Genomic DNA, 26,687 nt, shown 5'->3' on the forward strand with positions numbered 1-26,687 from the left:
AAACACGCAACACAACAATTCATATTAGTCCACCATCACATTGAGAACTAATTCTATATGATTCATCATTGAGAGTTTTTTTATTGTGCCAAGTCCTGGGAAATGTCCTCTATTATAGAGTTCTTTAAATTTATCCACTGCCATTGAACTATAATTTTTTTCTTCACACCAAGTGATCAGCTTATTCAATGCTTCAGAAAATTTTCCTGCAATATCGCTCTGATCATCATTTGAGTCGGAAACAAAATGTTTTATCTTTATTCCATTATCTTGGGTGCTATATGATAAATGGATAGCAACTGCATAAGGCAAAAAACCACTTTCAGAATAAGCCGCACCAATACAAAGATAATCAGAAAATGCAACAAATCCATCTTCTTTATAATATAAATGTTCTTCTGAAAAGTTACTCTCATCAATATCCAAATAATCCGAATTTCTTGGTTGAGCCTTAAAGTAATCATCAAGCTCAACTCGTGTTTCTCTTGAGAAATTCCTGTGGTATCTTTTACTTGTTTCCGGTAAGTTTATTACATTATATTTTATTTCAGAAATATTCTTATATTTATTTAAAGTAGTATCAACATCATCAATACCAACATTATGAATAATACTTAATGCTGGAACATACTTTTTATAAATTTCTAAGTTTTTAATTATTTTATCATGTTCAGTCTTATTATGGAAAATAACACCTATCTGATAATTATCATCTTCTTCAGCCGTATTGCCAAGTAATGCAAATATTTTATCCACTTCTACAAAAGAACCCACTTGTGGATTAATGATGATAGTAAAATTAATATCATTATTTATTAAACATTCAATAGTTGACTTTAACGTAGATGAATCTTTTACAGGTTCTATAATGAACGATATTTTTTTCTTTTGAGGTACAATAATATCTTTCATTAGTTCCTTAATTCCAATCAACTCATACTGTTTAGCTCTTATATATGGTTGGTACATACAATCTCTCTTGATAAGAATAAGTGTAATCTGTCGTATTCATTTGCGTTGAAATTTAATGTATTACACATATATTTCAATTCTCTTGGCGTTCTACTTGATCTTAATAATTTTAAATTCCGACTCTGGAGTTCTCTTTTCTTTAATATTTCCAACACTTGCTTTTGGAAATCCTCAACCTTTAATTTTGACAATAGTTCATAACAAACTCTAAATATTCTCATATTTGGTACATTTGGAATATATCCAAAATTATTAAGAACCATGTCTAAATATTCTTGTTTTCTGAGCACTCTAAATAACGCATCGAAGCTAAGAAAACTATTATTATAATTAGCTTTCTTGATTTCTTCCAATTTATGTTTTTGATCAAGAACAACAATACCAATATCTCTATTTGCATACGGTTCTAGTTTATCTATATTGTTTTCATTGGTAACAATTGTTACTTCTGTTGCAACCTTTTGATAATCTTCAATCTGTTTAGATAATTTAGAAAGATCATCTAATTCTGTTTTTATCTCAAATATTCGAATACTACCATTTAGCATAACTAAATCTGCTTTAGAATTAGCTATTTTGAACTCATTAAGAACAACTGTTTCTTTCAAACGGTGATTACGGATTATATCTAAAAATAATTTATTTTTATAAATATACTCACAACGATAATTTTCCATCAAATATTTATACAGTCCCTGAATAAGCGACAAGTTGTCACAAAAACAGTCAATAGGATAATATTTGATTATTTTCTTCAGAAAAAGCTCAGTATCATTATCCCTTACTATTTTAGCAAACATTGGTGCCGTAAATATTTGCGACAATTGTCTTAAGCCCTGCACTGTTAACTCCCAAATTCAGTCAAAATTTCTTCCAAATATTGATATGTATGCAAGTTTACAACATATAAGTCATCAATAAAACAAATTATCTAACAAACATCTTTCTAACCAACACCATCAAACACCCTAAAATCCCCCCAAGCAACGCACCAATCAATAAAATCAACGCTCTTTTCGGGGCATCTTTTTTAACTGGATAATCTGGTGAACTCACATAATGGAAAGTTTGTGCTTTTGTTGTTTTTAATTTCTCTACCAAGGGTTCTAGTTGGGTGAGTTGACGTTGGATTTCATAGTAACGTTCTGGATAAATAATCCCTTTTTCTTGCTCAGCATCGATCTGCGCTTTTAAATATTTTTCACCTAACATAAACTGATAAGGAATATTTGTATCACCCACAACAATATTTTGTGTGCTGCCCGTTGTAGCATAATTACCGAATCTGGAATACTCTCTAACACCTGCTTTGCTAGCAGTATCGTAGGCTTTATTTAAACGTTCAAGCTGAACACTTTCGTGTGTTTTTAAATCAAATTCAATTTTCTCTTTTTCAAAATTTAACGCCGTAATTGCTTGATTAAACCAAATAGTAAATTCAGTTAATTCAATTTGTAATACTTTTTGGCTAATGGCAGTCATCATTTGAGCAAGAGTGTTTTGTGCTAAAACAGGATTTTCTGCAGATAAACTGATTTGGTTCCCCATTAAATCAGGGTTTTTCTTAGCATCAGGTTTGCTAATAGTAATATCATCTCCTGCTAAAATATACAATGTTCTGTTTTTTTGTTCTTCGCTTTGTTTTTCTGATAATTTTCGAAATAACTCCGAATCCTTTAAAAAATCAACTCTCTCATCGATAGAGTAAACACGCTGACTAAAATGCTCATATAAACCATTTCTCAAGGTATTAACATCAAAATCTGCCCCCAAAATACGAGCATATTCTTTTCTAAGAACAAAATACTCCCCTAAATCTGATACATTAGGCGGAATAATCTCGGCTTTTGATGTCCACTGCTCTTTTGCCGTAAATGCGTAAATACCCGCAATTAAAGTAAAAATAAGTGTAGATAAAATAATCCACAGTTTCTTATCCCACAAGGCTCTAAATAACTCAATTAAATCAATTTCGTTATCATTTCTGTTTAAATCATTCATTAACATTACCCTAAACTATATAAAATTTATCTTCATTATTATATCAAGTTACCCATAGTTTATCCAATTATATTAGAATAATCTTATAAAAAGTATGGCAATTTTTACAAAAATAAAGCCAGTCACTACTAAAACTGGCTTTATAAAATATAGATGAAATTATCTCCACATTTTAAACTGATTAATCAACCCATTGGTCGAGCTATCATGACTTGTAACTTTTTCGCTATCTTTTAACTCAGGTAAAATTCGGTTAGCTAATTGTTTACCTAACTCCACACCCCATTGGTCAAAACTGAAGATATTGAAAATCACACCTTGTACGAAGATTTTGTGTTCATACATCGCAATTAAAGCCCCTAAGGTGAACGGTGTGATTTTTTGTACTAAAATTGAGTTAGTTGGTTTGTTACCTGTAAATACTTTAAATGGCACGATGTCTTTCACATCGTCAAAATTCTTACCTGCCTTGACAAATTCTGCTTCTACTTCTTGTTTAGTTTTACCAAAAGCAAGTGCTTCTGTTTGTGCAAAGAAGTTAGAGAGTAATTTCTCGTGATGATCCGCTAACGGATTATGGGTTTGGGCAGGTGCAATAAAATCACAAGGAATTAAACTGGTGCCTTGATGAATTAATTGATAGAACGCATGTTGACCATTGGTACCGGGTTCACCCCAAATAATCGGTCCAGTTTGGTAATTGGTGATCTCTTTGCCGTCACGTCCGACATATTTACCATTGGATTCCATATTGCCTTGTTGGAAATAAGCCGCAAAACGGTGTAAATATTGGTCGTAAGGTAAAATCGCTTCCGTTTGAGCCCCTAAGAAACTGGTGTTCCACAAGCCGACTAAGGCTAATGTGGCAGGAATATTTTGCTCAATCGGTGCGGTGCGGAAATGTTTATCCATTTCATGGGCACCAGATAATAAGGCTTCAAAATTCTCAAAACCAATCGACAAAGCGATGGATAAGCCAATCGCTGACCATAAGGAATAACGACCACCAACCCAGTCCCAGAAACCGAACATATTGTCAGTGTCAATGCCGAATTTCGCCACTTCAGTGGCGTTGGTAGAAAGAGCAGCGAAATGTTTTGCCACTTGGCTTTCATCTTTCGCTTGTGCCAAGAACCAGTCACGAGCCGATCCTGCATTGGTCATGGTTTCTTGGGTAGTGAATGTTTTAGAGGCGATTAAGAAAAGTGTGGTTTCTGGGTTCACTTTTTTCAAAGTTTCCGCAATATGCGTGCCGTCCACGTTAGACACAAAGTGCATGGTTAAATGATTTTTATATGGGCGTAACGCTTCTGTGACCATATAAGGACCAAGATCTGAACCGCCGATCCCGATATTCACCACATCCGTAATGGCTTTGCCAGTATAACCTTTCCATTCACCTGAAATGACACGTTGGCAGAAACCTTTCATTTTAGCAAGGACTTCGTTGACATCTGGCATGACATCTTTGCCGTCCACCAAAACAGGTTGGTTTGAACGGTTACGCAAAGCAGTGTGCAATACGGCACGATCTTCGGTACGGTTAATTTTCTCACCCGTAAACATCGCTTCAATTGCCGTTGCAAGCGAACATTCTTGCGCTAATTGACGTAATAATTTCAAGGTATCTTGATTAATATTGTTTTTAGAATAATCCACTAAGATTTCATGGTTAAACGTTAATGAATAATCTGCAAAGCGGTTTGGCTCTTGCGCAAAAAGTTGTTGAATGGTGGTTTTAGCAAAGGTCGCTTTGTGCTGCTCTAAGGCTTTCCACGCAGCTGTGGAGGTTGGATTAATGTTTTTCATTGTATTTCCTTTTATTTATAGGGATATACCCTGTTGAATCATAAAACTGCGGTTAAAAATAACAAAATTTTTCGTTTTTTACATGCTCATTTTACAAATTAATTTAATCGACATATTCTGTTAACACTCGTGGCGTGAGTTTGGTCATTAATTCATAGCTTAATATACCTGTTATGCTGGCGATTTCTTCAATCGGTAATTCACGTCCCCATAAAATCACTTCGTCACCTACTTGATCTTGACAATCTGCACCAAGATCCACCGTCACCATATCCATAGAAACTCGTCCTACAATCGGCACACGGCGACCATTAATAAATACCGGCGTTCCTACTGGAATATTGCGAGGATAACCATCGCCATAGCCAATTGCCACGACACCGATTTTGGTATCTTTTTCACTCACCCAAATACCACCATAGCCTACTGGTTCACCTGCTTGATGGGTTCGTACCGCAATCAAGGAAGATGTTAACGTCATCACCGGTTTTAAACCGTACATCTCTGCGGGGGTATTAGTTGGTGATACACCATACATAATAATGCCGGGGCGAATCCAATCTAAATGGGATTGTGGCCAAAATAAAATGCCTCCCGATGCGGCAATAGTACGTTCACCTTGTTTATTGTTGGTCGTTTGTAAAAAACGTTGTAATTGTAACTCAGTATAATCGCTATCTAACTCGTCTGCTCGACTAAAATGGCTGACAAAACCGATTTGTGGTTGCACATTCGGACATTGTTGAAGTTGATGATAAAAATCATCCACTTCATCTAAATGCACGCCTAAACGGTGCATCCCTGTATCAATCTTTAACCACACCTTAATCGGATTTGGTAAATTCGCTTGTTGCAAAGCATCCAATTGAGGTTGGTTATGTACCACCGTTTGAATATTATTCACCGCAATAATTGGCAAATCGGTCGCCGAAAAAAAGCCTTCTAATAATAAAATCGGTTTAATAATGCCTTGCGATCGTAACGTTAACGCTTCTTCCAAGCGTGCCACACCAAAGCCGTCAACGTTTTCTTCCACGGCTCTTGCCACAAACTCAACGCCATGTCCGTAAGCATTGGCTTTCACCACAGCAATCAATTTACTATGCGGTGCTTTTTGTTTAATTTTTTGAATATTATGTTTCAGTGCCACTGAACTAATTTTTACGGTTGCTGGTTTCATTTTTTCTTCTTATTTTTAATATTCATCATCAAGTTTATATGCCGCATTATCAAAACGAGAAAAATGCCCTTGAAACACCAGTGGAATACGCCCAATCGGACCATTACGATGTTTGCCAATAATAATCTCAGCTTGATTTCGGTTTTCATCCGTTGGATTATAAACTTCTTCACGATGAATAAACATAATTAAATCTGCATCTTGCTCAATAGAGCCTGATTCACGTAAATCTGAATTGATAGGACGTTTATTCGTTCTCGCTTCCAAGGTACGGTTGAGTTGTGCTAAAGCAATAACCGGAATTTCAAGTTCTTTGGCTAATGCTTTAAGAGAACGAGAAATTTCAGCAATCTCCAAAGTACGATTGTTATCAAATCCAGGGGCCCGCATTAACTGTAAATAATCTACCATAATCAAGCTCAACCCCCCATTTTCACGATAAAGTCGGCGAGCTCTCGAACGTAACTCAGTGGGGGTTAATCCCGCAGAATCATCAATATATAGATTAGGTTTTTTGGTAAAAATTGACATTGTACTTGAAATTTTTGCCCAATCTGCATCATCTTCCACTCTTCCGGTCCGAATGGCAGTTAAGTTTACTCGGGATAAGGAGGCTAAAGTACGCATCATTAACTGTTCTGCCGGCATTTCTAAGCTAAACACTAATACGGGTTTATCACTAGACATCGCAGCATTTTCACACAAATTCATCGCAAATGTCGTTTTCCCCATTGCAGGGCGTGCGGCAATAATAATTAAATCGGACGGCTGCAATCCCGCAGTTTTGTGATCTAAGTCGATAAAACCCGTTGTCACACCGGTTAAACCATCATGATCAATATTTTTTAATTTTTCCATACGATCAATGGTACGCCCTAAAATTGAAATAATATTTTCAGGACCTTCTTTTTCCGATGTACGCTTTTCAGCAATTTGGAAAACTTCTCGCTCAGCTTGATCTAAAATGTCTTTAACAGCTTTCCCTTTCGGCGCATACGCCAACTGAGCAATGTTATTTCCCACCCCAATCAATTCACGCAAAATTGCTTTTTCTCGTACAATATCCGCATAAGCATTAATATTTGCTGTGCTTGGGGTATTTTTCGATAATTCCGCTAAATAAGCAAAGCCCCCCACTTCATCAATAATCCCTTGATCTTTTAAACGCTGATCCAAGGTGATTAAGTCAATCGGTAAGTGCAAACGAAATAGGTTTTCCATTTCACGAAAGATTAAACGATGCGCAGCCGTATAAAAATCATCCGCAATCACACGTTCAATCACATTTTCCCAATGCTGATTATTCAACATCACCGCCCCTAACACAGCTTGTTCTGCTTCAATGGAATGCGGTGGGATATGTGCTTGATCGAATGCTTGCTCTCGTGTTGGCGTGGGTTTCTTAGCCATAACTCTATCTCAGTATTACAAAATCTACTTTATATCATATACCAAATTAGCTTTCTTTTTAAGGAAAAAGTACGTTATAAATCATTGAATTTTTTATCTTGTTGGAAAGATAGAAAATTCCCTGAAATTTTGGACTTTTATTTCTATCATGATGACACTCACCAGCATATTCAAAAAAGATAGCATGTTAGCGTTGAGTAATAAAAAAGTGCGGTCAAAAATTTAATATTTTTCACCGCACTTCAACATTGATTTTCAATCCTATGCCTTTCTTCTCGCCACAATCGCATCTGAAAGCTGCTGCAATAAGATTTCGGTATCTTCCCAACCGATACAAGCATCCGTGATACTTTGTCCGTAAGTCAGTGGTTTACCTTCCACCAAATCTTGGCGACCTTCTACTAAATGGCTTTCGACCATAACACCAAAAATTTGTTTTGAACCTTGCGCTAATTGTTCGCTGACAGATTGGCAAACATCCATTTGACGTTTGAATTGCTTACTACTGTTAGCGTGGCTAAAATCTACCATAACATGACCGATCCGTCCTGTTTTTTCAATGTCAGCACAGACTTTGGCTATATTTTCTACATCATAATTTGTGCCTTTGTCGCCACCGCGTAAGATAATATGGCAATCGTGATTACCTTTAGTTGACACAATGGCAGAATGACCAAATTTAGTCACAGATAAAAAATAATGTTGTGCTTCGGCAGAACCTATCGCATCAAGAGCAATTTTTACCCCACCATTCGTACCGTTTTTAAAGCCGACAGGGCAAGATAATCCTGAGGCTAATTCACGGTGAACTTGAGATTCGGTGGTTCTTGCACCAATAGCACCCCAACTCATTAAATCTGCTACATACTGCGGTGTAATCATATCTAAAAATTCGCCAGCGGTTGGCAAACCTAAATCGTTAATATCGGCTAATAATTTGCGTGCAATTCTTAAGCCATCATTTAAAGCGTAGCTGTCGTTCAAATAAGGATCATTGATTAATCCTTTCCAACCCACAGTAGTGCGTGGTTTTTCAAAGTACACACGCATAATAATTTCAAGATTATCTTTATATTTATCTCTTAATGGTTTCAAATGGTTAGCATATTCCATCGCCGCTTTAGGATCGTGAATAGAACAAGGTCCAATCACGACTAACAAACGATCATCCGTGCCGTGAATAATATCATGAGCTTGATGGCGTGTATTTTTTACCGTTTTAATCGCTACATCACTAGCCGGAAATTTTTCTAACAATGCGACTGGCGGTAATAATTGCTCAATTTTAGCAATACGAGTATCGTCATTGGCAACTTTAATATCATTTTTACTTCTTGTATTTGTCATTATTCACTCTCATCAAATCAATTCGTTATCAATATGCAGTTAATGTAGCACTATTTTTTGCACTGGTAAACTAGTACATTGAAATTCTTTTAATAACTGCTTAATACTTGAGCAGGCTCTAATTTTGCAGCTCGATTAGCTGGATAAAGACTCGCAAGCAAACTTAATAATAATGCCGAAATCAATACGAATCCCACATCTTGCCAGTGTAATTCCGTTGGTAAGAAATCCACAAAATAAATGCCATCGGACAGTAATTTTCGCCCGATTAAATTTTCTAAACGTTGAATAAGTGCGGTTAAATTTAAGGCCAAAAACACACCTAATACAATACCGATTAAGCAACCTTTCATCCCGGCTTGCAAACCATACCATACAAAAATACGTTTAATAAAACCATTATTTGCCCCAAGAGTTCGCATAATCGCAATATCGCCAGCTTTATCTTTCACTGCCATAATCAAAGTGGAAACGATATTAAAACACGCCACGCCGATCACTAATACCATGGCAATATACATAATGGTGCGGATCAACTGAATATCACGATACATATAACCAAATTTACTCATCCAAGTTTGTAAATTGAGTAATTGTGGATAGCTGTTTAACGCAGAAAAATCCAAGCTATTCATGTTAAACGGATCCGCCACTTTCAGATCGACACCTGAAATTTGATTGGCATTGTAGTCTAAATATTGTTGTGCTTGGGCTAACGGCATGAGGGCATAACTATGATCAAGTTGACCGTCTAAACGTAAGATTCCCGACACCTGAATCCGCTCACGACTTGGTTGTGCCATGTCTTCACCGTTATTTTGCGAAATCAGCAACGTCACCCAATCGCCTGTTTGTATCTCTAACTCTTTGGCAATGCCGTAGCCTAATACTAAGCCTGAATGATTAGAGAATGATTGCCATGCCTGATCGAGGACAAAATCCCCTAGTCGGCTGACCGTATCTTGTGCTGTTTTTTCTACCCCTTTTACTTGCACCACTTTCATTTTTGCCCCATTTTCCACTAAAGCAGTAAAATTGACAAAAGGCGATATGCCTTGAATATTGGGTACTTGTTGCAAGGTGCTGACTAATTGTTGTTTGTCAGTTATGGGCTGATTTTCCGCCGATATAATTTCAGCATGAGGAACAACGGCTAAAATACGGTTATTCAGTTCTCGCTCAAACCCATTCATGGCACTCAATCCCACGATCAATACTGCCACGCCCAATGCAATACCGAGTGTAGAGAAAAACGCAATCAGGGAAACCAAATGATTTTTTTGCTTGGCTCGTTGGTAACGCCAACTAATTAAGAATGCGGTATTCATCGCCTACTCCGCTCGCAATACGCCGTCTTGCATAATCATGCGACGTTGTAATTTTTCTGCCAAATGCAAATCGTGCGTGACCAATAAAAAGGCAATACCCTGTTCTTGGTTAAGTCGTTGAATTAACTCAAAAATACTTTCGGTGGTAGCACGGTCTAAATTCCCTGTTGGTTCGTCTGCCAATACCAACGCTGGATTATTGACTAACGCCCTTGCAATCGCCACACGCTGACGTTCACCGCCTGATAAGGCTGATGGTTTGTGAGAAATACGGTGCGAAAGTCCAACAGATTTTAAGATCTTTTCCGCCCGATCTTTGGCTTCAGTTTTGTTTTGATTACCGATTAACATAGGCATCATCACGTTTTCCAGTGCAGTGAAATCCGCCATTAAATGATGAAATTGATACACAAAACCGAGATATTGATTACGTAATTTGGCTAATTCATCGCTACTTGCTTTTTGTAGCGATTGCCCTTTGATAAACACTTCGCCTGTGGTCGGTTGATCCAGTCCGCCGAGGGTGTGAAGCAAGGTACTTTTGCCCGAACCTGATGAGCCGACAATGGCGACCAATTCTTTTTCGTTGAGGGCGAAATTGATGTCGTTTAGGACTTGGGTTTTGGTTTCGCCGTCGTGGTAGTGTTTGGTGATGTTTTTGCAGGTTAATAATTCTGTTGTCATCTTTATATTCTTTGTTAAGTTTTTTAGTTTAAATTATTTTTTAGTTTAAATTGATTATTTTATTTAAATCGGGTTTCACCCGATGGGCGACCATACTTTCTTTTACTTGTGTAAAAGAAAGTAGGCAAAGAAAAGCACACCCCGACTTCACCGCTTTTCTGAGCTTATTTGGTATTTTCTTCACGCTAAATTTTGAACTCGCTACGCTCAGACATGCAAAATTTAGCTAAAAATACCAAAACGCTCAGGCGGTTCAGACAGGGCCCCAAGTTTTGACCCAGCATAAATAAAAGTGCGGTTAAAAAATAGATATTTTTTTCTAAGCTACGAAGTAGCGTTACCATGCTTAACCTAGTATGCCAGTACTAGGTATTTTTCCACCGCACTTTATTTCATCACCAATGGGCCCCATGTTTGCCGCCTGAAAATGTTTTAATTTGTAGGAAAATGGCGTCTGTCTGAGCGTAGCGAGTTCAGCCATTTTCCGTTAAGCAAATTAAATTGTTTTCAGGAAACAAGGCAAAATCGGGGTTGCCTTTCTTTTTGCTTACTTTTTCTTTGGCAAAGCAAAGAAAAAGTAAGTCGCCCCGTGGGCGAAACCCCACAAATATCACTCATATCGTAGTGCTTCCGCAGGCTCCACTCTACTCGCCCGATACGCAGGATAAACCGTCGATACCAACGACAATCCCAACGAAAACACCACAATCACCGCAATTTGCCACAGATTAATCTCGGTCGGTAAATAAATACCCACAGGATTAATGGCATTAACAATATCGCCTAAATACAGGGTGAGCAACACGCCTAACACGGCACCGATCAAGGTTCCCACTAATCCCACAAAAAAACCTTGTAAAATAAAAATCCACCACACTTGTTTTTTAGTTAAGCCTTGGGTTTGTAAAATCGCAATTTCACCCTGTTTATCCACCACCATTAAACTCAATGAGGTAATAATATTGCTCACCGCCACCACGATAATTAAGCTGATTAACAAGCCCATCATGTTTTTTTCCATGCGTACCGCTTGAAAAAATTCGCCTTTTTGACTTCGCCAATCATCAATTTGCCATTGATCTTCGGGGAAAATTTGGGGAAGTTCAGTGATTTGAAAAGGATCTTGCAGAAATAATCGTACACCTTGTGCATTTTCAGGTTTAATTCGCATTAAACGCCCAATATCCGCTAAGTTTGCAAAGGTTTCATAACCCGATGCCTCATTCGTGACAAAATAAATATCGCTCACGGTGAATAAGCGTTGCATAGGGATTCGACCTAAAGGCGTATATTGGCTGTTTTCCGTTAACATTAGGCGAATTTTGTCACCCACTTGCACGTCTAATTTTTGAGCTAATTGTGAACCAATAATTAATTTAAATTCACCGGTTGGCAATAAATGATCTAATTTGCCTTGATCTAAATAGTCTAATAAATGATCATCACTCGGCTGTTTCACGCCAATCACTTGACCTGCACTCACACCGTTTGCCGTTTGATAAATGGCTTTCGTGCTATTAATCAGCGTCACACCATTGATTACATTCTGTTGACTTAAATCAGGCAATTCCGATTGAAATTGTGCGGTGGAAAAATGACCATTTTTTTTCATCACAATGGCATGGGGTAAGCTCGATAAGACTTGGCGTTTTTGATGTTGTTCCAATCCGTTCATCACCGATAAAACAATAATCAACGCCATCACGCCAAGCACAATACCACTACTGGCAAGGTTAGTCACTAATCGTCCAAAACGATCCGCACTTTTGGCTCGCCAGTAACGTAAGGCAATAAATGCTGAAATGCCTAAGCTCATTATTTACCAGTTCTCACAAATTCTTCTAAATTTAACCGCACTTTATCCACTAAAATCTCCACGGCTTGATCAGACGCCCAAGCAATATGTGGGGTGATAATAATATTCGGCAAAGTCTGACTGGCTACAATTAATGGATTATCTTTAGCCGGTGGTTCTTTGCCTAACACATCAATCGCGACGCCACCAAGCTGACCACTTTTTAATGCATCTACCACTGCTTGTTCGTCAATTAACGGTCCACGTCCTGTATTAATCAACAATGCCCCTTTTTTACAATGGGAAAGTGTTTCTGAATTAATTAAACGTTGCGTATCTGGCGTGAGTGGACAATGCAAGGTTAACACATCAGCTTGTGCTAACACATCATAAAAAGGCGTGTAACCCTCACGGCATTGAGTGGTATTTTTATGTTCCGCATAAAGGACTTTCATACCTAAAGCCGTGGCTAATCGTCCCACTTCTGAACCAAGCGAACCTTTACCAAATACGCCTAAAGTTGAACCACGTACATCTTGCACAGGATGATCAAAATAGCAGAATTGTTTGCTCTCTGTCCATTTACCTTGTAACTGATCTTTATACCACAAATGTAAACTGTGTTTTAGGCTAAAAATAAAGCCTAACACATGTTCTGGCACGGTTACCGCTGAATAACCAGCAACATTTTTCACCGCAATGCCGAATTCTTTCGCTGCCTCTTTGTCAATATTATCGGTGCCAGTGGCTGTCAGAGCAATCAGTTTTAATTTCGGTAATTGAGCCATAATTTCACGGCTGAATACGACTTTGCTGGTCACCACAATATCCGCATCCGCTGCACGCTCTAATACTTGTTCAGCAGAAGTATGTTCAAATTCAATCCATTGATGCTCAAAATCTGGGCGTGGAATCGGAATGTGTTTTGGTAATGCTGTGCTGTCAAGAAAAACGATTTTCATAGAATATTCCCTTAATTAATGAATTAATTTTCTGTTAGCATAACAAAAAAACCGCATCAGAGAAATAAAACCGAAAAAAAATCATTCTGCCCTTTATCTTTATTTGAATTTCCCTATAATGTAGCCTTTACTTTTATATTCACTAGGAATCAAAATGACAGACTTGAATACGGTTCTCGCGGAACTAAAACGCGGTATTGATCAAATTTTTTCAGAACAAGATCTCATTGAAAAACTCAAAGAGAACCGTCCATTACGGGTGAAATTAGGGGCAGATCCAACCGCACCCGATATTCATTTAGGTCATACGGTGGTGCTTAATAAATTACGCCAATTCCAAGAGTTAGGGCATCAAGTAATGTTCTTGATCGGTGATTTTACGGGAATGGTCGGCGATCCATCAGGCAAAAATACCACCCGTCCACCGCTCACCCGTGAAGATGTGTTACGCAATGCGGAAACCTATAAACAACAGATTTTCAAAATTCTCGATCCGCAAAAAACCCAAATCGTATTTAACTCCGAATGGTTAGGGCAATTAGGCACCGAAGGAATGATTCGTTTAGCGTCTAACTATACGGTGGCACGTATGTTAGAACGTGATGATTTCAAAAAACGTTTTGCAAATCAACAACCTATTGCGATTCACGAGTTTATTTATCCGTTATTACAAGGCTACGACTCTGTACACTTAGAAGCCGACATTGAATTAGGCGGTACCGACCAAACGTTCAATCTATTAATCGGTCGTGAATTGCAAAAAGCCCGTGGACAAAAACCACAAGTGGCAATTACTTTGCCATTATTGGTCGGTTTAGATGGCGAGAAAAAAATGTCGAAATCATTGGGTAACTATATCGGTGTCACCGAAGCCCCAAATGAGATGTTTGGTAAAATCATGTCGATTTCTGATGAGCTGATGTGGGATTGGTATAATTTACTTTCTTTCCGCCCACTAACCGAAATTGCACAATTAAAAGCTGAAGTCGCAGACGGCAAAAATCCGCGTGATGTGAAAATTTTGTTAGCTAAAGAAATTATCGCTCGTTTCCACGATCAAGCGGCAGCCGATGCAGCAGAACAAGAATTTATCAACCGTTTCCAAAAAGGGGCAATGCCCGATGAAATGCCTGAATTTACTTTTGAAGGCGAAATCGGCTTGGCGAACTTGTTGAAAGAAGCTGGCTTAGTGCCATCTACGTCTGAAGCCATTCGTGCCGCACAACAAGGTGGGGTGAAAATCAATGGTGAGCCAGTGGATAATGTGAAACAAACCATTGCAACAGGAACTACGGCGGTTTATCAAGTGGGTAAACGGAAATTTGCTAGAGTGACGGTGAAATAAATTTTTATTCAACGCTAAAAACGGTGCATCTCGCACCGTTTTTATTGTCTTTTTATTCCCCTTTTCTCCCCAAAACTGCGATGAAAAACACCGCACTTTTATGATTAAAAAAAGACAAATATTGTGCAAAAAAAAACAATGTTAAAATCCGCACTGTTCATCTTGAACAAATTATTCTCAATTTCTTTCTCTTAAAAATAAAGGAAATCCCATGGAAAATACTAAACTCAAAGAAGCTGAAGCAAAAAATCTCGCTATTTATCAAGCCAAAGCCAACAAACCTAAATTTCTCCTGATTGGCTCACTCATCATCTTTCTTCTCTCACTGACCAATTTAAATCTCCTGTTCTCTCCAGTTGGTGGGTTTAGTGGTTTTTTTGCTTGGTCTGGTTTGATTTGGCTATATGGTGTGCGTGTAACTTATAAAAGAGGCATTTATAACTATAATGATTATAATTCAAGCAATGACGGTGTTTACTTCCATAAATTTCATGATGGGAAAAAACGTTATGAAATTGAAATTAACACGAATAACGAAACCGTACGTTTAGCGTCTGGCAATAACGAAAAAACCTATACATTCTCACAAATTGAAGGGGTAAAATCTGTCTGTGGTAGCACAAGTTATAGCTATTTTACCACAGCTTCAGGTGGCCTCTCTGGCTCTATCCAAAATATACAAAATAGTCAACTTGCCAAAGCGACAGCTAGAGAAGATATGTGGCGAAATAATGGTTTGTTTATTCAAGTAGATGATATGCAATTCCCGAAATGGCATATTAAATTTTATGCGGAGAACTTTATTAAATTTAATGCACAAGAAGCCTTTTGGCAAGATGTGGAAATGCAATATGAACGTTGGTTAAAAGTGTTTGAAAAAACAGTCCATATGCAAAAAAGTTAGGTTATTTGATTAGATCTTATTTCAAAACGTAGATAATATATTAAATTATCTACGTTTTTTTATCTTAAATTGTCAGGCTAAATTCACCATTCGACTCGGTCTAATCACATTATCTTTGCCGATTTCTGCGACACCTAAAAACACATTCTCATCAGAAAATAACCGCACTTGACCATAAAGTTGTTGACTATTTTCAAACTTTACTCGTTGCCCAAAGCCAACCGATCGGGTTTGCTCTGCGGTTAATGTCAGCATGGGGAGTTTTGAAACAGCACTATCCACAGATAATAAATGGCTATCTAAAACCACAAGATCTTGGCATTCAGCTAGGGTTTGCAACTGTTCCCAAGTTAACATTTTCTCCGCTGGATAATCGGCTACCGCAGTACGGCGGAGCATGGTGACGTGGGCGCCACAGCCTAAATGTTCGCCTAAATCGTCCACCAAGGTACGAATATAGGTGCCTTTAGAACAATGAACTTCAAGGGTTAAAAAAGGGGCTTTACAGTCAATAAAATTCAATTCAAAAATACGAATCGGGCGAGCCTCTCGTTCTACAGTAATACCTTGGCGAGCATATTCATACAAGGGTTTACCCTGATGTTTTAAGGCTGAAAACATGGTAGGTACTTGCATTAAATCGCCACGAAAATGCTCAAGTGCGGTTAAAATCTCCGATGTTTTTGACCGCACTTCTCGGGTTTGCACCACTTGACCTTCTGCATCAGAGGTGTCAGTGCGTTCACCCAATTTTGCCGTAACGAGATAGCGTTTATCCGCATCAAGCAAAAACTGGCTAAACTTCGTGGCTTCCCCTAAACAAATTGGCAACATGCCTGTGGCTAAGGGATCTAACGCCCCTGTATGACCGGCTTTATTGGCTTGATAGAGGCGTTTTACCTTTTGCAAGATGTCATTAGATGACATGCCTTGCGGCTTATCCAATAAAAATACACCGTGAATATCTCTGCCTTTTTTGCGTGGTCGGGACATTAATCTTCCTTATCTTCCACATGACGTGCTTGATCTTGGCGAATTACATCTGTCACTAAGTTTGACATCCGCATTCCTTCTACTAAAGATCGATCGTATTCAAAACGTAATTCGGGCACAATACGTAAACGCATAGCTTTGCCTAATAGTGAACGGATATAAGGGGATGCTTTTTCTAGGGCTTTCATACCCTGTTCAATCGCTACTTCATCATGATCAAATAAGAACGTGACAAATACTTTGGCGTACGCCAAATCTCTTGATACTTCTACATCAGATACAGTGACCATACCGATGCGTGGATCTTTCACTTCTCGTTGCAAAATAATCGCCACTTCTTTTTGCAATTCTTGAGCGACACGGTCGGCGCGTTTAAAATCTTTGCTCATTGCTTTCTCTCTTTTATTAAGATGCAAACAGGGCATATACAATACACCCCGTCATTATTTATAATCAATACACAAATTAAATCGTACGTTTAACTTCAACCACTTCAAATACTTCAATTTGGTCGCCAACTTTGACATCATTGTAGTTTTTCACGCCGATACCACATTCCATACCATTACGCACTTCGCTTACATCATCTTTGAAACGGCGTAGAGATTCTAATTCGCCCTCAAAGATCACCACGTTATCACGCAATACACGGATTGGGTTGTTACGTTTCACCACGCCCTCAGTAACCATACAGCCGGCAATCGCACCAAATTTCGGATGGCGGAACACATCACGCACTTCTGCCAAACCGATAATTTCTTGTTTAAATTCAGGTTGTAACATACCACTCATGGCCGCTTTGATTTCGTTTAATAATTCATAAATAATAGAATAATAACGTAAATCAATATGTTCATTTTCAATAATCCGGCGCGCAGAAGCATCTGCACGGACGTTAAAGCCAACCATAATCGCATTGGATGCAGCAGCTAATGTTGCATCCGTTTCGGTGATACCACCTACACCAGAACCAACCACTTTTACTTTCACTTCATCCGTAGAAAGCTCCTGTAAGGATTGCACAATCGCTTCGACAGAACCTTGTACGTCAGCTTTCACGATAACATTTAATTCTGCAAGATCGCCCTCTGCCATATTGCTAAACATATTTTCTAATTTTGCTTTTTGCTGGCGAGCAAGTTTCACATCACGGAATTTACCTTGACGATACAATGCCACTTCACGGGCTTTTTTCTCATCACGCACTACTGTAGCTTCATCACCGGCTGCTGGCACGCCTGAAAGTCCTAGCACTTCCACTGGGATAGATGGACCTGCACTGTCAATTTCTTTACCGTTTTCATCACGCATCGCACGTACACGACCATATTCAAAGCCACAAAGTACAATATCACCACGGTTTAATGTACCAGATTGTACCAGGATAGTCGCCACTGGACCACGCCCTTTATCTAAGTAAGATTCAATCACTACCCCACTTGCCATACCGTCTTTAATGGCAGTTAATTCCAGCACTTCGGATTGTAATAAAATAGAATCTAATAATTCATCTACGCCAGTCCCTTTCTTAGCGGAAACATAAACGAACTGGACATCACCACCAAATTTTTCCGCAACAACTTCGTATTGTAGCAATTCCTGTTCAACACGCTCTGGGTTAGCTTCAGGTTTATCAATTTTATTGACTGCCACCACAATCGGCACACCTGCGGCTCTTGCATGTTGAATCGCTTCGATCGTCTGTGGCATCACACCATCATCGGCAGCAACAACGAGTACCACGATATCCGTTGCTTTTGCACCACGAGCCCGCATTGAAGTAAACGCCGCATGTCCCGGAGTATCTAAGAATGTAATCACTTTTCCTTTGGTTTCAACATGATATGCACCGATATGCTGGGTGATCCCACCTGCTTCACCCGCCGCCACCTTGGCTTTACGAATATAGTCAAGTAAAGAGGTTTTACCGTGGTCAACGTGACCCATAATTGTTACCACTGGCGCACGATTCACTTTTTCCGCTTTCACATCACGGTCACCTAATACGGATTCTTCTAGCTCATTTTCTTTACGCAAGATCACTTTATGACCTAATTCTTCCGCCACTAATTGTGCAGTTTCTTGATCGATCACTTGGTTAATCGTCACCATTTCGCCCATTTTCATCATAGTCTTAATGATTTCCGTGGCTTTAATTGCCATTTTGTTGGCTAATTCCGCCACCGTAATGGTTTCACCAATCACCACATCACGATTCACGGCTTGAGCTGGTTTAGTAAAAGCTTGCTGAATTGAACTGCCTTTTTTACCTTGTTTACCCTTACCCTTCACATCTTTTTGGTTACGACGATCGGATTGGCGTTCATTTTTATTACCCTTCTCATCATCACGACCGCCTTTTTTCGCTTTGGCCACTTTATTTTTGCCACCACGACCGCGGGTTTCATTACGACGTGTAGATTCTTCCTCAGCATCACGCGCATAACTTGAAGTTAAATTATAATCGGCAAAATCCTCTGTACTGTTGTCAGTATTGCTATCATCACGTTCCGCATAACGTTTTGCTTCTTCTGCCGCTTTACGCGCTTGTTCCTCAGCTTTTTGACGAGCAAGTTCATCCGCTTTACGACGCAATTCTGCTTCTTCCGCACGACGTCTTTCTTTTTCCGGATCTAACGGTTTTTGCACCGCACTTTTCTCCGGTTTTGCTTTTAGTTCTACTTTAGCTTTAACTAAATCAGATTTAATTTCAAGATCTTTCTTGCTTTTCTCATTTGCTAATTTTGTTTCACTTTCTTTCGCTTTTTGAGCGGCTTTTGCTTCAGCTTCTTTTTGTAATTTTAATTTTACTTCTTCCGCTGCTTTTTTAGCCGCTTCGGTATCAATTTTACGTGATTTACGTACTTCCACTTGCACCGCTTTCGCTTTACCATTTGGCGTTGTCGCACTGACGGTGGTTTTAGTACGACGTTGTAAGCTTAATTTTTTCGGTGTTTCATTTTCTATTTTATCTGTCATAATATTTCTCCTTACAACGATTAACTAAACCAGCAAATTTCACGGGCTGCCATAATCAATTCGGCCGCTTTTTCTGAGCTTAATTCTTCAATTTCGCTCAAATCATCAACCCCTTGCTCCGCTAATTGTTCAAGCGTGACAATACCTTGTTCAGCTAGTTTAAACGCAATGTGACGTTGCATACCATCAAGATTTAACAAACGATCTTCAATATGGGCTGATTCTAACGCTTTTTCTTCAGCAAGTGCGGTGGCAGTAATCACATTTTTTGCTCGAGCTTGTAATTCTTCGATTAAATCCTCATCTTCCAAACCGTCAATTGCCGCTAATTCACTCACTGAAACATATGCCACTTCTTCCAAGGAAGTAAAGCCTTCATCAATTAAGATTTGTGCAAATTCTTCATCAATTTCCAACGCCGACATAAATAATTTAAGAATTTTATTATCTTCTGCTTGATGTTTTTCATTCAATTCATCGGTGGTCATTACATTTAATGTCCAACCCGTTAACTGCGTTGCCAAACGTACATTTTGTCCATTACGACCGATAGCTTGAGCAAGATTTGTGGCTTCTACCGCAATATCCATGGAATGATTATCTTCATCGACCACGATTGAACTCACGTCTGCCGGCGCCATGGCGTTAATCACATACTGTGCCGGATTATCATCCCACAGTACGATATCTACACGCTCACCACCTAATTCATTAGTAATGGCTTGTACTCTTGCACCACGCATCCCGACACAAGCTCCTACTGGATCAATACGTTTATCACTGGTTTTCACCGCAATTTTTGCTCTTGAACCCGGATCACGGGCAGAACCTTTAATTTCGATCACTTCTTCACCAATTTCTGGCACTTCTAAGCGAAATAATTCTTCCAACATGACAGGTTTAGCACGCGTCACAAATAATTGTGTACCCTTGCTTTCTGGTGTCACTTTATATAGCACACCACGCACACGGTCGCCCGGACGGAAATTCTCACGCGGTAACATATCCTCACGCATAATAACAGCTTCCGCTTTCAGTGGATCTTCTTTATTACCGATTAATTCCAAAATAATCGTTTCACGGTTTACTTTTTTCACCGTACCAATCACAATTTTACCTTCTTCACCAATAAATTGTTCCACAACACGGCTACGTTCCGCATCACGAATTTTGGTACTAATGACTTGACGTGCAGTTTGCATAGTAATTCGGTCAAAAGCTACAGATTCAATTTGATCTTCAACAAAATCGCCCACTTGAATCTCCGGCTCATCTAAACGTGCAGCTTCTAAAGTAATTTCTTTGGTTGGATTCGTCACTTCTTCCACGACTAACCAGCGACGGAAAGTATCAAACTCGCCAGTTTTTGGATCAATGACTACACGAACATCAATTTCAGATGGTTTTTCAATGCCTAGGCGTTCTTGTTTTTGAGCATGTTTTTTCTTAGTAGAAAGGGCAATTGCACTCTCTAATGCTTCAAAAATTACTTCTTTTGGTAGGGATTTTTCGTTTGATACTGCTTCAGCAGCAAATAAAATCTCTTTACTCATTTTTTCATTATCCTTTTAATAGTTAAATTCAGTGATTAAAATTTTGCCGCCACGTTGGCTTTTTGAATATTGCCAAATACCAATGTTTGCGGTTGATTATCCACAATCAATGTCAACATATCATTATCAAGTTTTTCTAACACACCTTGCCATTTACGTCGATCTGCCACAGGAATACGCAAATGCACACAAATTTCTTTGCCAACATAGCGTTCATATTGTGACAACGTAAACAATGGGCGATCTAACCCCGGTGATGAGACTTCAAGATTATATTTATCCGTAATCGGATCTTCTACATCCAAAATTGCACTCACTTGACGACTAACATCCGCACAGTCTTCAATACCTACACCATTTTCTTTATCAATAAATAAACGAACCGTCATAAACCGCCCTGTTCGCTGACATTCAATTCCCCAAAGTTCATAGCCTAAATCTGCTACTGAACCTTGCAGCAATGCTGTTAATTTTTGTTCTAATGTTGCCATTTATTATCCTCGTTTCCTTTGCTGTTCACTATTTTCTGCTCCCTATCCTCTGTCTTCTGTCCTCTGTCCTCAGACACAAAAAAAGGGCTTAAAAGCCCAGTGTAAATTTCCAAATTTTACGTACAAAAAAACCCAAATTCCAAATTTGGGTTTCACTGAACCTTTATTTCCTTTCTTACTCATAAAGATAATAAGAAAGTGGTTGCGGGGGCCGGATTTGAACCAACGACCTTCGGGTTATGAGCCCGACGAGCTACCAAGCTGCTCCACCCCGCGTCCGAAATATGAGGCGTATTATACTTAAATTTTAACAAAAAACAAGCTTTTTTTAAAACCCAATACCGCCCCCGATAGCCACACCCGCGCCACCATTACTCGCGCCAAAGCCACCACCAAGGGTACAAGCTGACAAAGTCCCTAACATCACAATAAGCAGAATAATTTTTTTCATCATATTTTCTTAACATTAAATTCACTAGTGGTAGTCACATAAACTATGTTTTGGCTCAAACAATGTAGCACGTCTAATTTCGACAAATAATATCTCTAATCAATAATATTGAATGATCACTGCTTGATTTATTTTGCAATCGTTTAAACGTTATCTCTAATAAGGTATCGACCACTTTATGATGATTTTGCACACTACAAATCACCTTATTTTCTAATAAATCCAACATATCATCATTACCAAACGTCGCGATGACTAATTCTTTAGGAATAGCTTTATTTTGGCTTAATAAAACACTAAAAATACCCTGTAATAAAGTGAGTGAAGTCACAAAAATAGCATCAGGTAACGGATTATTGGCTAACCATTGAGCAAAAACTTTCGCACTACTTTCCTTGTGGAAATGATCTGAATACAAAAACTCAGCAGATTTTGACCGCACTTTTAGTGCTTCTCGGAAACCCATTTCACGCTCACGGCTATTTTCCAATTCGGGCAAAGCGCCGAGAAATAACACACGTTGATAAGATTTTTGAAATAATTTATCCGCTAATTGAAACGCATCTTGTTGATCATTTGCCAACACGTTCAGCACATTGTCCGCATTAACCTTACGATCAAAACCAATGACAGGAACTTTATTTGCATATTCCGCATAAAATTGATGATCCGAAGCTAACGCACTGGAAACAATCAAAGCATCCACTTTACGGCGTAATAATTGTTTAGCACACCCCATTTCATTTTGTGCATTATCATTAGAACAACCTATCAATAATTGATAACCTTTTTCTCGACAACGGTTTTCCAATTGATTGGCTATTTTGGCATAACTGATATTTTCAAAGTCAGGAATAATTAATCCAATCGTACGACTTCTACCGGCCCGCAAACTAGCTGCTAACACATTAGGTTTAAAATCATGTTCATTAATTAACGCCTTAACCTTGGCAATGGTTTTATCACTAACGCGGTATTGTTTCGCTTTACCATTCACCACATAACTGGCGGTAGTCCGCGAAACTCCAGCTAATTTAGCTAATTCATCTAATTTCATCGCTACCTCAAAACTACGAAATTCCAAATCAGGATTATAAATATAGGGCTTGTGGACGTTTCATTTTTCCCAGCGTTGTCACTTAAAAAAGCCACAGGCAAGGAAAAAAATGCAGAAAATAGTGGTTCTATTTTCAAATTTTTTGACGAAGTCAGTGACTTTTTTAAGCCCAACCCCCTCTTTGCGAACATGGGGGACGGGACTTATTTTAGCCCACTCTGCGTTAAAAGTCATTTGTTTAGAATAACTAAACGGCATGACTTTCGCCTTGATTGGGCTAAAATAAGTCGCCGTCGCTGGGAAAAATGAAACGTCCACAAGCCCTATTATACCCCATAAATAAAGCATTGATTTTCAAAAGTTTGATCTAGCTCTCAAAATTTTTCAGATAAATGGGCTAATCCATATTGATACAACGCATTTTTCTTATAATCATAAAGTGTTGCCACAATGCTGGCAGCCTTCTTCAATGGTAATTCTTGGCTAATTAACTGCAAGGCCTTAATGGCTTTAGGATCCCATTGTTCGGTTTCTAATTTGGGTTTCCCTTCAATAATTAATACCATTTCGCCTTTGGTTCGATTATTATCTTGTGTTAACCATTTTAATAAATGTCCTACTTGATCACCGCAAATGTTTTCCCAGGTTTTGGTAATTTCTCGGGCTAAAACCACATAACGTTCTGCGCCCATCAGCATTTCAATATCTGCAAGGGTATCTAAAATGCGGTGTGTACTTTCATAAAAAATCAACGTACGGTCTTCTTCCCTCAAGTTTTCCAATTTGTCGCGACGAGCTTTGCTTTTAGCCGGTAAAAAGCCTTCAAAACAAAAACGATCGGATGCAATACCTGATGCACAAAGTGCCGTAATCGCCGCACAAGCGCCGGGCAAAGGCACGACTTTGATGTCTGCTTGACGACATTTTCTCACCAAATGAAATCCGGGATCACTAATTAACGGCGTGCCAGCATCAGAGATCAAAGCAATATTGCTACCTTGTTGCAATTTTTCCACTAACACGTCTGCTTTCTGCTGTTCATTATGATCGTGCAAGGCAAAAAACGGCTTTTTAATACCATAATGACTTAACAACAAACCACTATGGCGCGTGTCTTCAGCGGCAATTAAATCCACTTGAGAAAAAATCGCTAACGCACGCTGAGTAATGTCTTGTAAATTGCCAATTGGCGTGGCGACAATATATAAAGTCCCTGAATTTATCATTTTATCTCTTCTTTTATTGCTTTTAGTTGATGGGCGAAGTAAGATCTACCCATCTTTCTTATAACGGAGTAATTATGTCTATTCTATTACAAGGTACAAAATTTAAAAAACGTTTAATGCCACTTTTATTTCCTGTGCTACTAGCCGGTTGTACAAATTTATTCGGTAGCAATTTTGATCAAACCTTAAAAAGTGATGCTAATGCTAGTTCTGAATTCTATATGAATAAAATGATGCAGACAACAGAACTAGAAGATCAACAAACCTATAAATTGTTGGCTGCTCGTGTATTAGTCACTGAAAATAAAGTCGCACAAGCAGAGGCCTTATTAGCCGAATTAAATTTAAAAGAATTAACCCCACAACAATTATTAGATAAATCTTTAATTGATGCACATATTTCAGCCGTAAAACAAAATAATAGTCAAGCGGAAAGTCAATTAAAATTAATTAATTTAGCTCAATTAAGCCCATCACAAAGTGCACGATATTATGAAGTTTCCGCGCGTATTGCGGAAAACCAAAATCAATTTATTGATGCGGTAAAAGCCCGTATTAAAATTGACAGTTTCATCACTGATGTACAACGAAAACAGGAAAATATTGACCGCACTTGGGCGTTATTACGCAAAACCAATAAAGGTACCATTAGTAATACCTCGGCTGATGGAGACATTGCTTTCGGTGGTTGGTTAGCCTTAGCACAAGCCTACAATGATAATCTTAATCAACCAGCACAATTAAGCCAAGCGTTACAAAATTGGAAAGCTGCCTATCCAACCCATAGTGCATCTTATCTGTTCCCAACAGAATTAAAAAGTTTATCCAACTTCCAACAAACACAGATAAATAAAGTCGCGTTATTATTACCATTAAGTGGTGATGCTCAATTACTCGGAGACACCGTAAAATTAGGTTTTGATAATGCAAGAACCGGTTCAACTGCAACAGATACTACTAATAATATTCAAGTGGATGTGATTGACACCATGACAACAGATGTACCAACCGCTATTCAACAGGCGAAAGAATCCGGTGCGAAAGCCATTGTGGGTCCTTTATTAAAAAACAACGTTGATGCTGTACTCAGTAATCCAGCGAATATCCAAGGATTGAATGTGTTAGCGTTAAATTCGACATCAAATGCACGAGCGGTAAATCAGCTTTGCTATTATGGCTTAGCGCCTGAAGATGAAGCAGAATCTGCGGCGGATAAACTCTGGAATGATGGTATTAAATCACCTTTAGTCATGGTACCTCAATCTGATTTAGGGCAACGTACAGCCAGTGCGTTTACCGTACGCTGGCAACAGCTTTCTGGTACAGATGCCAATATTCGATTCTATAACCAAGCGCAAGATATTGCTTTAGCCTTAGAAGAAGGGGTAAGCAAACAAGCTGAAGCCATGTATATTGTGGCATTAAGTGAACAACTAGGTGAAATTAAGTCAGTGATTGATAATGTCAATCCGAACTTAAAATTATATGCAAGTTCACGCAGTAACTCATCTAACAACACACCTGAATATCGTTTACAAATGAATGGATTACAGTTTAGTGATATTCCATTCTTTAAAGAAACCGATTCTTCTCAATATAAACAAATCGAAGCCAAAACCAACGGTGATTATTCGTTGATGCGTTTATATGCTATGGGATCGGACGCGTGGTTATTAATTAATCAATTTAATGAATTACGTCAAGTGCCGGGTTATTCCATTAGTGGTTTGACTGGTAAATTAAGTGCTGGTCCGAACTGTAATATTGACCGTGATATGACATGGTTCCAATATCAAGACGGTGAAATTCATAATATTAAAAATTAATGTTTTCACGAAAAAAACCTTTTTCTACTAAACAACAAGGGGCGAGATTTGAACAATATGCTCGTCTCTTTTTAGAAAGCCAAGGTTTGCACTTTGTCGCCGCGAATCAAAACTTTAAGTGTGGTGAATTAGATTTGATTATGTTAGATGGTGAAACGCTGGTATTTGTAGAAGTCCGCCAGCGTAAAAACGATCTTTTTGGTTCAGCCGTAGAAAGTGTGGATTGGCATAAACAACAAAAATGGCAAAATGCAGCAAATTTATGGCTAATGCAACAAGGGCAAAGCCTAGAAGATGCGGATTGTCGTTTTGATTTAGTCGCTTTCGGTCAAAGCCCAAAAGATATTGAATGGATTCCTAACTTTCTGGATTAA

General features: G+C 38.6%; 23 protein-coding genes and 1 tRNA gene. 4 read left to right on the plus strand and 20 right to left on the minus strand.

What is annotated here, in order from left to right:
- Window positions 1-24: 24 nt before the first annotated feature.
- From O1Q79_RS04940 to O1Q79_RS04990, 11 genes are all read right to left on the minus strand, one after another.
- Complete coding sequence (locus tag O1Q79_RS04940; RefSeq protein WP_386693262.1) at window positions 25-969, minus strand: sce7725 family protein; 945 nt, start codon at window positions 967-969, stop codon at window positions 25-27.
- On the minus strand, window positions 951-1,814 hold the full coding sequence (locus O1Q79_RS04945; RefSeq protein WP_386693264.1) for a sce7726 family protein: 864 nt from the start codon (window positions 1,812-1,814) through the stop codon (window positions 951-953). Before O1Q79_RS04945 ends, O1Q79_RS04940 begins: the two co-directional genes overlap by 19 nt.
- Window positions 1,815-1,899: 85 nt before the next feature.
- The gene (locus O1Q79_RS04950) at window positions 1,900-2,973 is read right to left on the minus strand and encodes an LPS O-antigen chain length determinant protein WzzB (protein WP_386693265.1); all 1,074 of its coding nucleotides are present in this window, start codon (window positions 2,971-2,973) and stop codon (window positions 1,900-1,902) included.
- 159 nt (window positions 2,974-3,132) lie between these two features.
- Window positions 3,133-4,782, minus strand: coding sequence for a glucose-6-phosphate isomerase (pgi, locus tag O1Q79_RS04955; protein ID WP_386693266.1), 1,650 nt, complete (start codon window positions 4,780-4,782; stop codon window positions 3,133-3,135).
- Window positions 4,783-4,885: 103 nt separating this feature from the next.
- Window positions 4,886-5,962: an alanine racemase gene (gene alr / locus O1Q79_RS04960; protein ID WP_386693267.1), complete on the minus strand. Its 1,077-nt coding sequence runs from the start codon at window positions 5,960-5,962 to the stop codon at window positions 4,886-4,888.
- Window positions 5,963-5,977: 15 nt separating this feature from the next.
- The gene (locus tag O1Q79_RS04965) at window positions 5,978-7,372 is read right to left on the minus strand and encodes a replicative DNA helicase (RefSeq protein WP_386693268.1); all 1,395 of its coding nucleotides are present in this window, start codon (window positions 7,370-7,372) and stop codon (window positions 5,978-5,980) included.
- Between the two features lie 261 nt (window positions 7,373-7,633).
- Entirely contained in the window at window positions 7,634-8,719 is a 1,086-nt protein-coding gene (gene aroG, locus O1Q79_RS04970) for a 3-deoxy-7-phosphoheptulonate synthase AroG (RefSeq protein WP_386693269.1), read from the minus strand.
- 89 nt (window positions 8,720-8,808) lie between these two features.
- Entirely contained in the window at window positions 8,809-10,047 is a 1,239-nt protein-coding gene (gene lolE / locus O1Q79_RS04975) for a lipoprotein-releasing ABC transporter permease subunit LolE (RefSeq protein ID WP_386693270.1), read from the minus strand.
- Window positions 10,048-10,050: 3 nt separating this feature from the next.
- Window positions 10,051-10,731 (minus strand): lipoprotein-releasing ABC transporter ATP-binding protein LolD, encoded by a 681-nt coding sequence (gene lolD / locus O1Q79_RS04980; protein WP_386690092.1) that lies wholly within the window; start codon window positions 10,729-10,731, stop codon window positions 10,051-10,053.
- Between the two features lie 610 nt (window positions 10,732-11,341).
- On the minus strand, window positions 11,342-12,547 hold the full coding sequence (locus tag O1Q79_RS04985) for a lipoprotein-releasing ABC transporter permease subunit (RefSeq protein ID WP_386693271.1): 1,206 nt from the start codon (window positions 12,545-12,547) through the stop codon (window positions 11,342-11,344).
- Entirely contained in the window at window positions 12,547-13,488 is a 942-nt protein-coding gene (locus tag O1Q79_RS04990; RefSeq protein WP_386693272.1) for a 2-hydroxyacid dehydrogenase, read from the minus strand. The genes O1Q79_RS04985 and O1Q79_RS04990 overlap by 1 nt, the downstream gene beginning before the upstream one ends.
- A 154-nt stretch (window positions 13,489-13,642) precedes the next feature.
- Between O1Q79_RS04990 and tyrS the strand changes: the two genes are divergently transcribed.
- Window positions 13,643-14,833, plus strand: coding sequence for a tyrosine--tRNA ligase (gene tyrS, locus O1Q79_RS04995; protein ID WP_386693273.1), 1,191 nt, complete (start codon window positions 13,643-13,645; stop codon window positions 14,831-14,833).
- Between the two features lie 211 nt (window positions 14,834-15,044).
- Complete coding sequence (locus O1Q79_RS05000; protein WP_386693274.1) at window positions 15,045-15,737, plus strand: DUF4755 domain-containing protein; 693 nt, start codon at window positions 15,045-15,047, stop codon at window positions 15,735-15,737.
- A gap of 72 nt (window positions 15,738-15,809) precedes the next feature.
- Here the strand turns inward: O1Q79_RS05000 and truB are convergent, their stop codons facing one another.
- From truB to rsmI, 9 genes are all read right to left on the minus strand, one after another.
- Window positions 15,810-16,730: a tRNA pseudouridine(55) synthase TruB gene (gene truB / locus O1Q79_RS05005; RefSeq protein WP_386693275.1), complete on the minus strand. Its 921-nt coding sequence runs from the start codon at window positions 16,728-16,730 to the stop codon at window positions 15,810-15,812.
- Window positions 16,730-17,119 carry a 30S ribosome-binding factor RbfA gene (gene rbfA / locus O1Q79_RS05010; protein WP_386693276.1) on the minus strand — a complete coding sequence of 130 codons (390 nt, stop codon included), beginning with the start codon at window positions 17,117-17,119 and terminating at the stop codon, window positions 16,730-16,732. The genes truB and rbfA overlap by 1 nt, the downstream gene beginning before the upstream one ends.
- Window positions 17,120-17,195: 76 nt before the next feature.
- A complete protein-coding gene (gene infB / locus O1Q79_RS05015; RefSeq protein ID WP_386693277.1) occupies window positions 17,196-19,709 on the minus strand; it encodes a translation initiation factor IF-2 in 2,514 nt (837 codons plus the stop codon).
- Between the two features lie 20 nt (window positions 19,710-19,729).
- Window positions 19,730-21,262, minus strand: coding sequence for a transcription termination factor NusA (gene nusA, locus O1Q79_RS05020; protein WP_386693278.1), 1,533 nt, complete (start codon window positions 21,260-21,262; stop codon window positions 19,730-19,732).
- Between the two features lie 35 nt (window positions 21,263-21,297).
- Window positions 21,298-21,753: a ribosome maturation factor RimP gene (rimP, locus tag O1Q79_RS05025; RefSeq protein WP_386693281.1), complete on the minus strand. Its 456-nt coding sequence runs from the start codon at window positions 21,751-21,753 to the stop codon at window positions 21,298-21,300.
- Window positions 21,754-21,952: 199 nt separating this feature from the next.
- Window positions 21,953-22,029 (minus strand) — tRNA-Met (locus tag O1Q79_RS05030).
- 52 nt (window positions 22,030-22,081) lie between these two features.
- On the minus strand, window positions 22,082-22,207 hold the full coding sequence (locus O1Q79_RS05035; RefSeq protein ID WP_386693282.1) for a hypothetical protein: 126 nt from the start codon (window positions 22,205-22,207) through the stop codon (window positions 22,082-22,084).
- Window positions 22,208-22,277: 70 nt separating this feature from the next.
- Window positions 22,278-23,261, minus strand: a complete 984-nt coding sequence (gene cra / locus O1Q79_RS05040; RefSeq protein WP_386693283.1) for a catabolite repressor/activator — start codon at window positions 23,259-23,261, stop codon at window positions 22,278-22,280.
- Between the two features lie 374 nt (window positions 23,262-23,635).
- A complete protein-coding gene (gene rsmI, locus O1Q79_RS05045; protein ID WP_386693284.1) occupies window positions 23,636-24,487 on the minus strand; it encodes a 16S rRNA (cytidine(1402)-2'-O)-methyltransferase in 852 nt (283 codons plus the stop codon).
- Between the two features lie 74 nt (window positions 24,488-24,561).
- On the opposite strand from rsmI, the gene O1Q79_RS05050 reads away from it, so the two are divergent.
- The gene (locus O1Q79_RS05050) at window positions 24,562-26,313 is read left to right on the plus strand and encodes a penicillin-binding protein activator (RefSeq protein WP_386693285.1); all 1,752 of its coding nucleotides are present in this window, start codon (window positions 24,562-24,564) and stop codon (window positions 26,311-26,313) included.
- Window positions 26,313-26,687 carry a YraN family protein gene (locus tag O1Q79_RS05055; RefSeq protein WP_386693286.1) on the plus strand — a complete coding sequence of 125 codons (375 nt, stop codon included), beginning with the start codon at window positions 26,313-26,315 and terminating at the stop codon, window positions 26,685-26,687. Before O1Q79_RS05050 ends, O1Q79_RS05055 begins: the two co-directional genes overlap by 1 nt.

Origin of the sequence: Lonepinella sp. MS14434, assembly GCF_042468235.1 — a bacterium.
GTDB lineage: Bacteria > Pseudomonadota > Gammaproteobacteria > Enterobacterales > Pasteurellaceae > Lonepinella.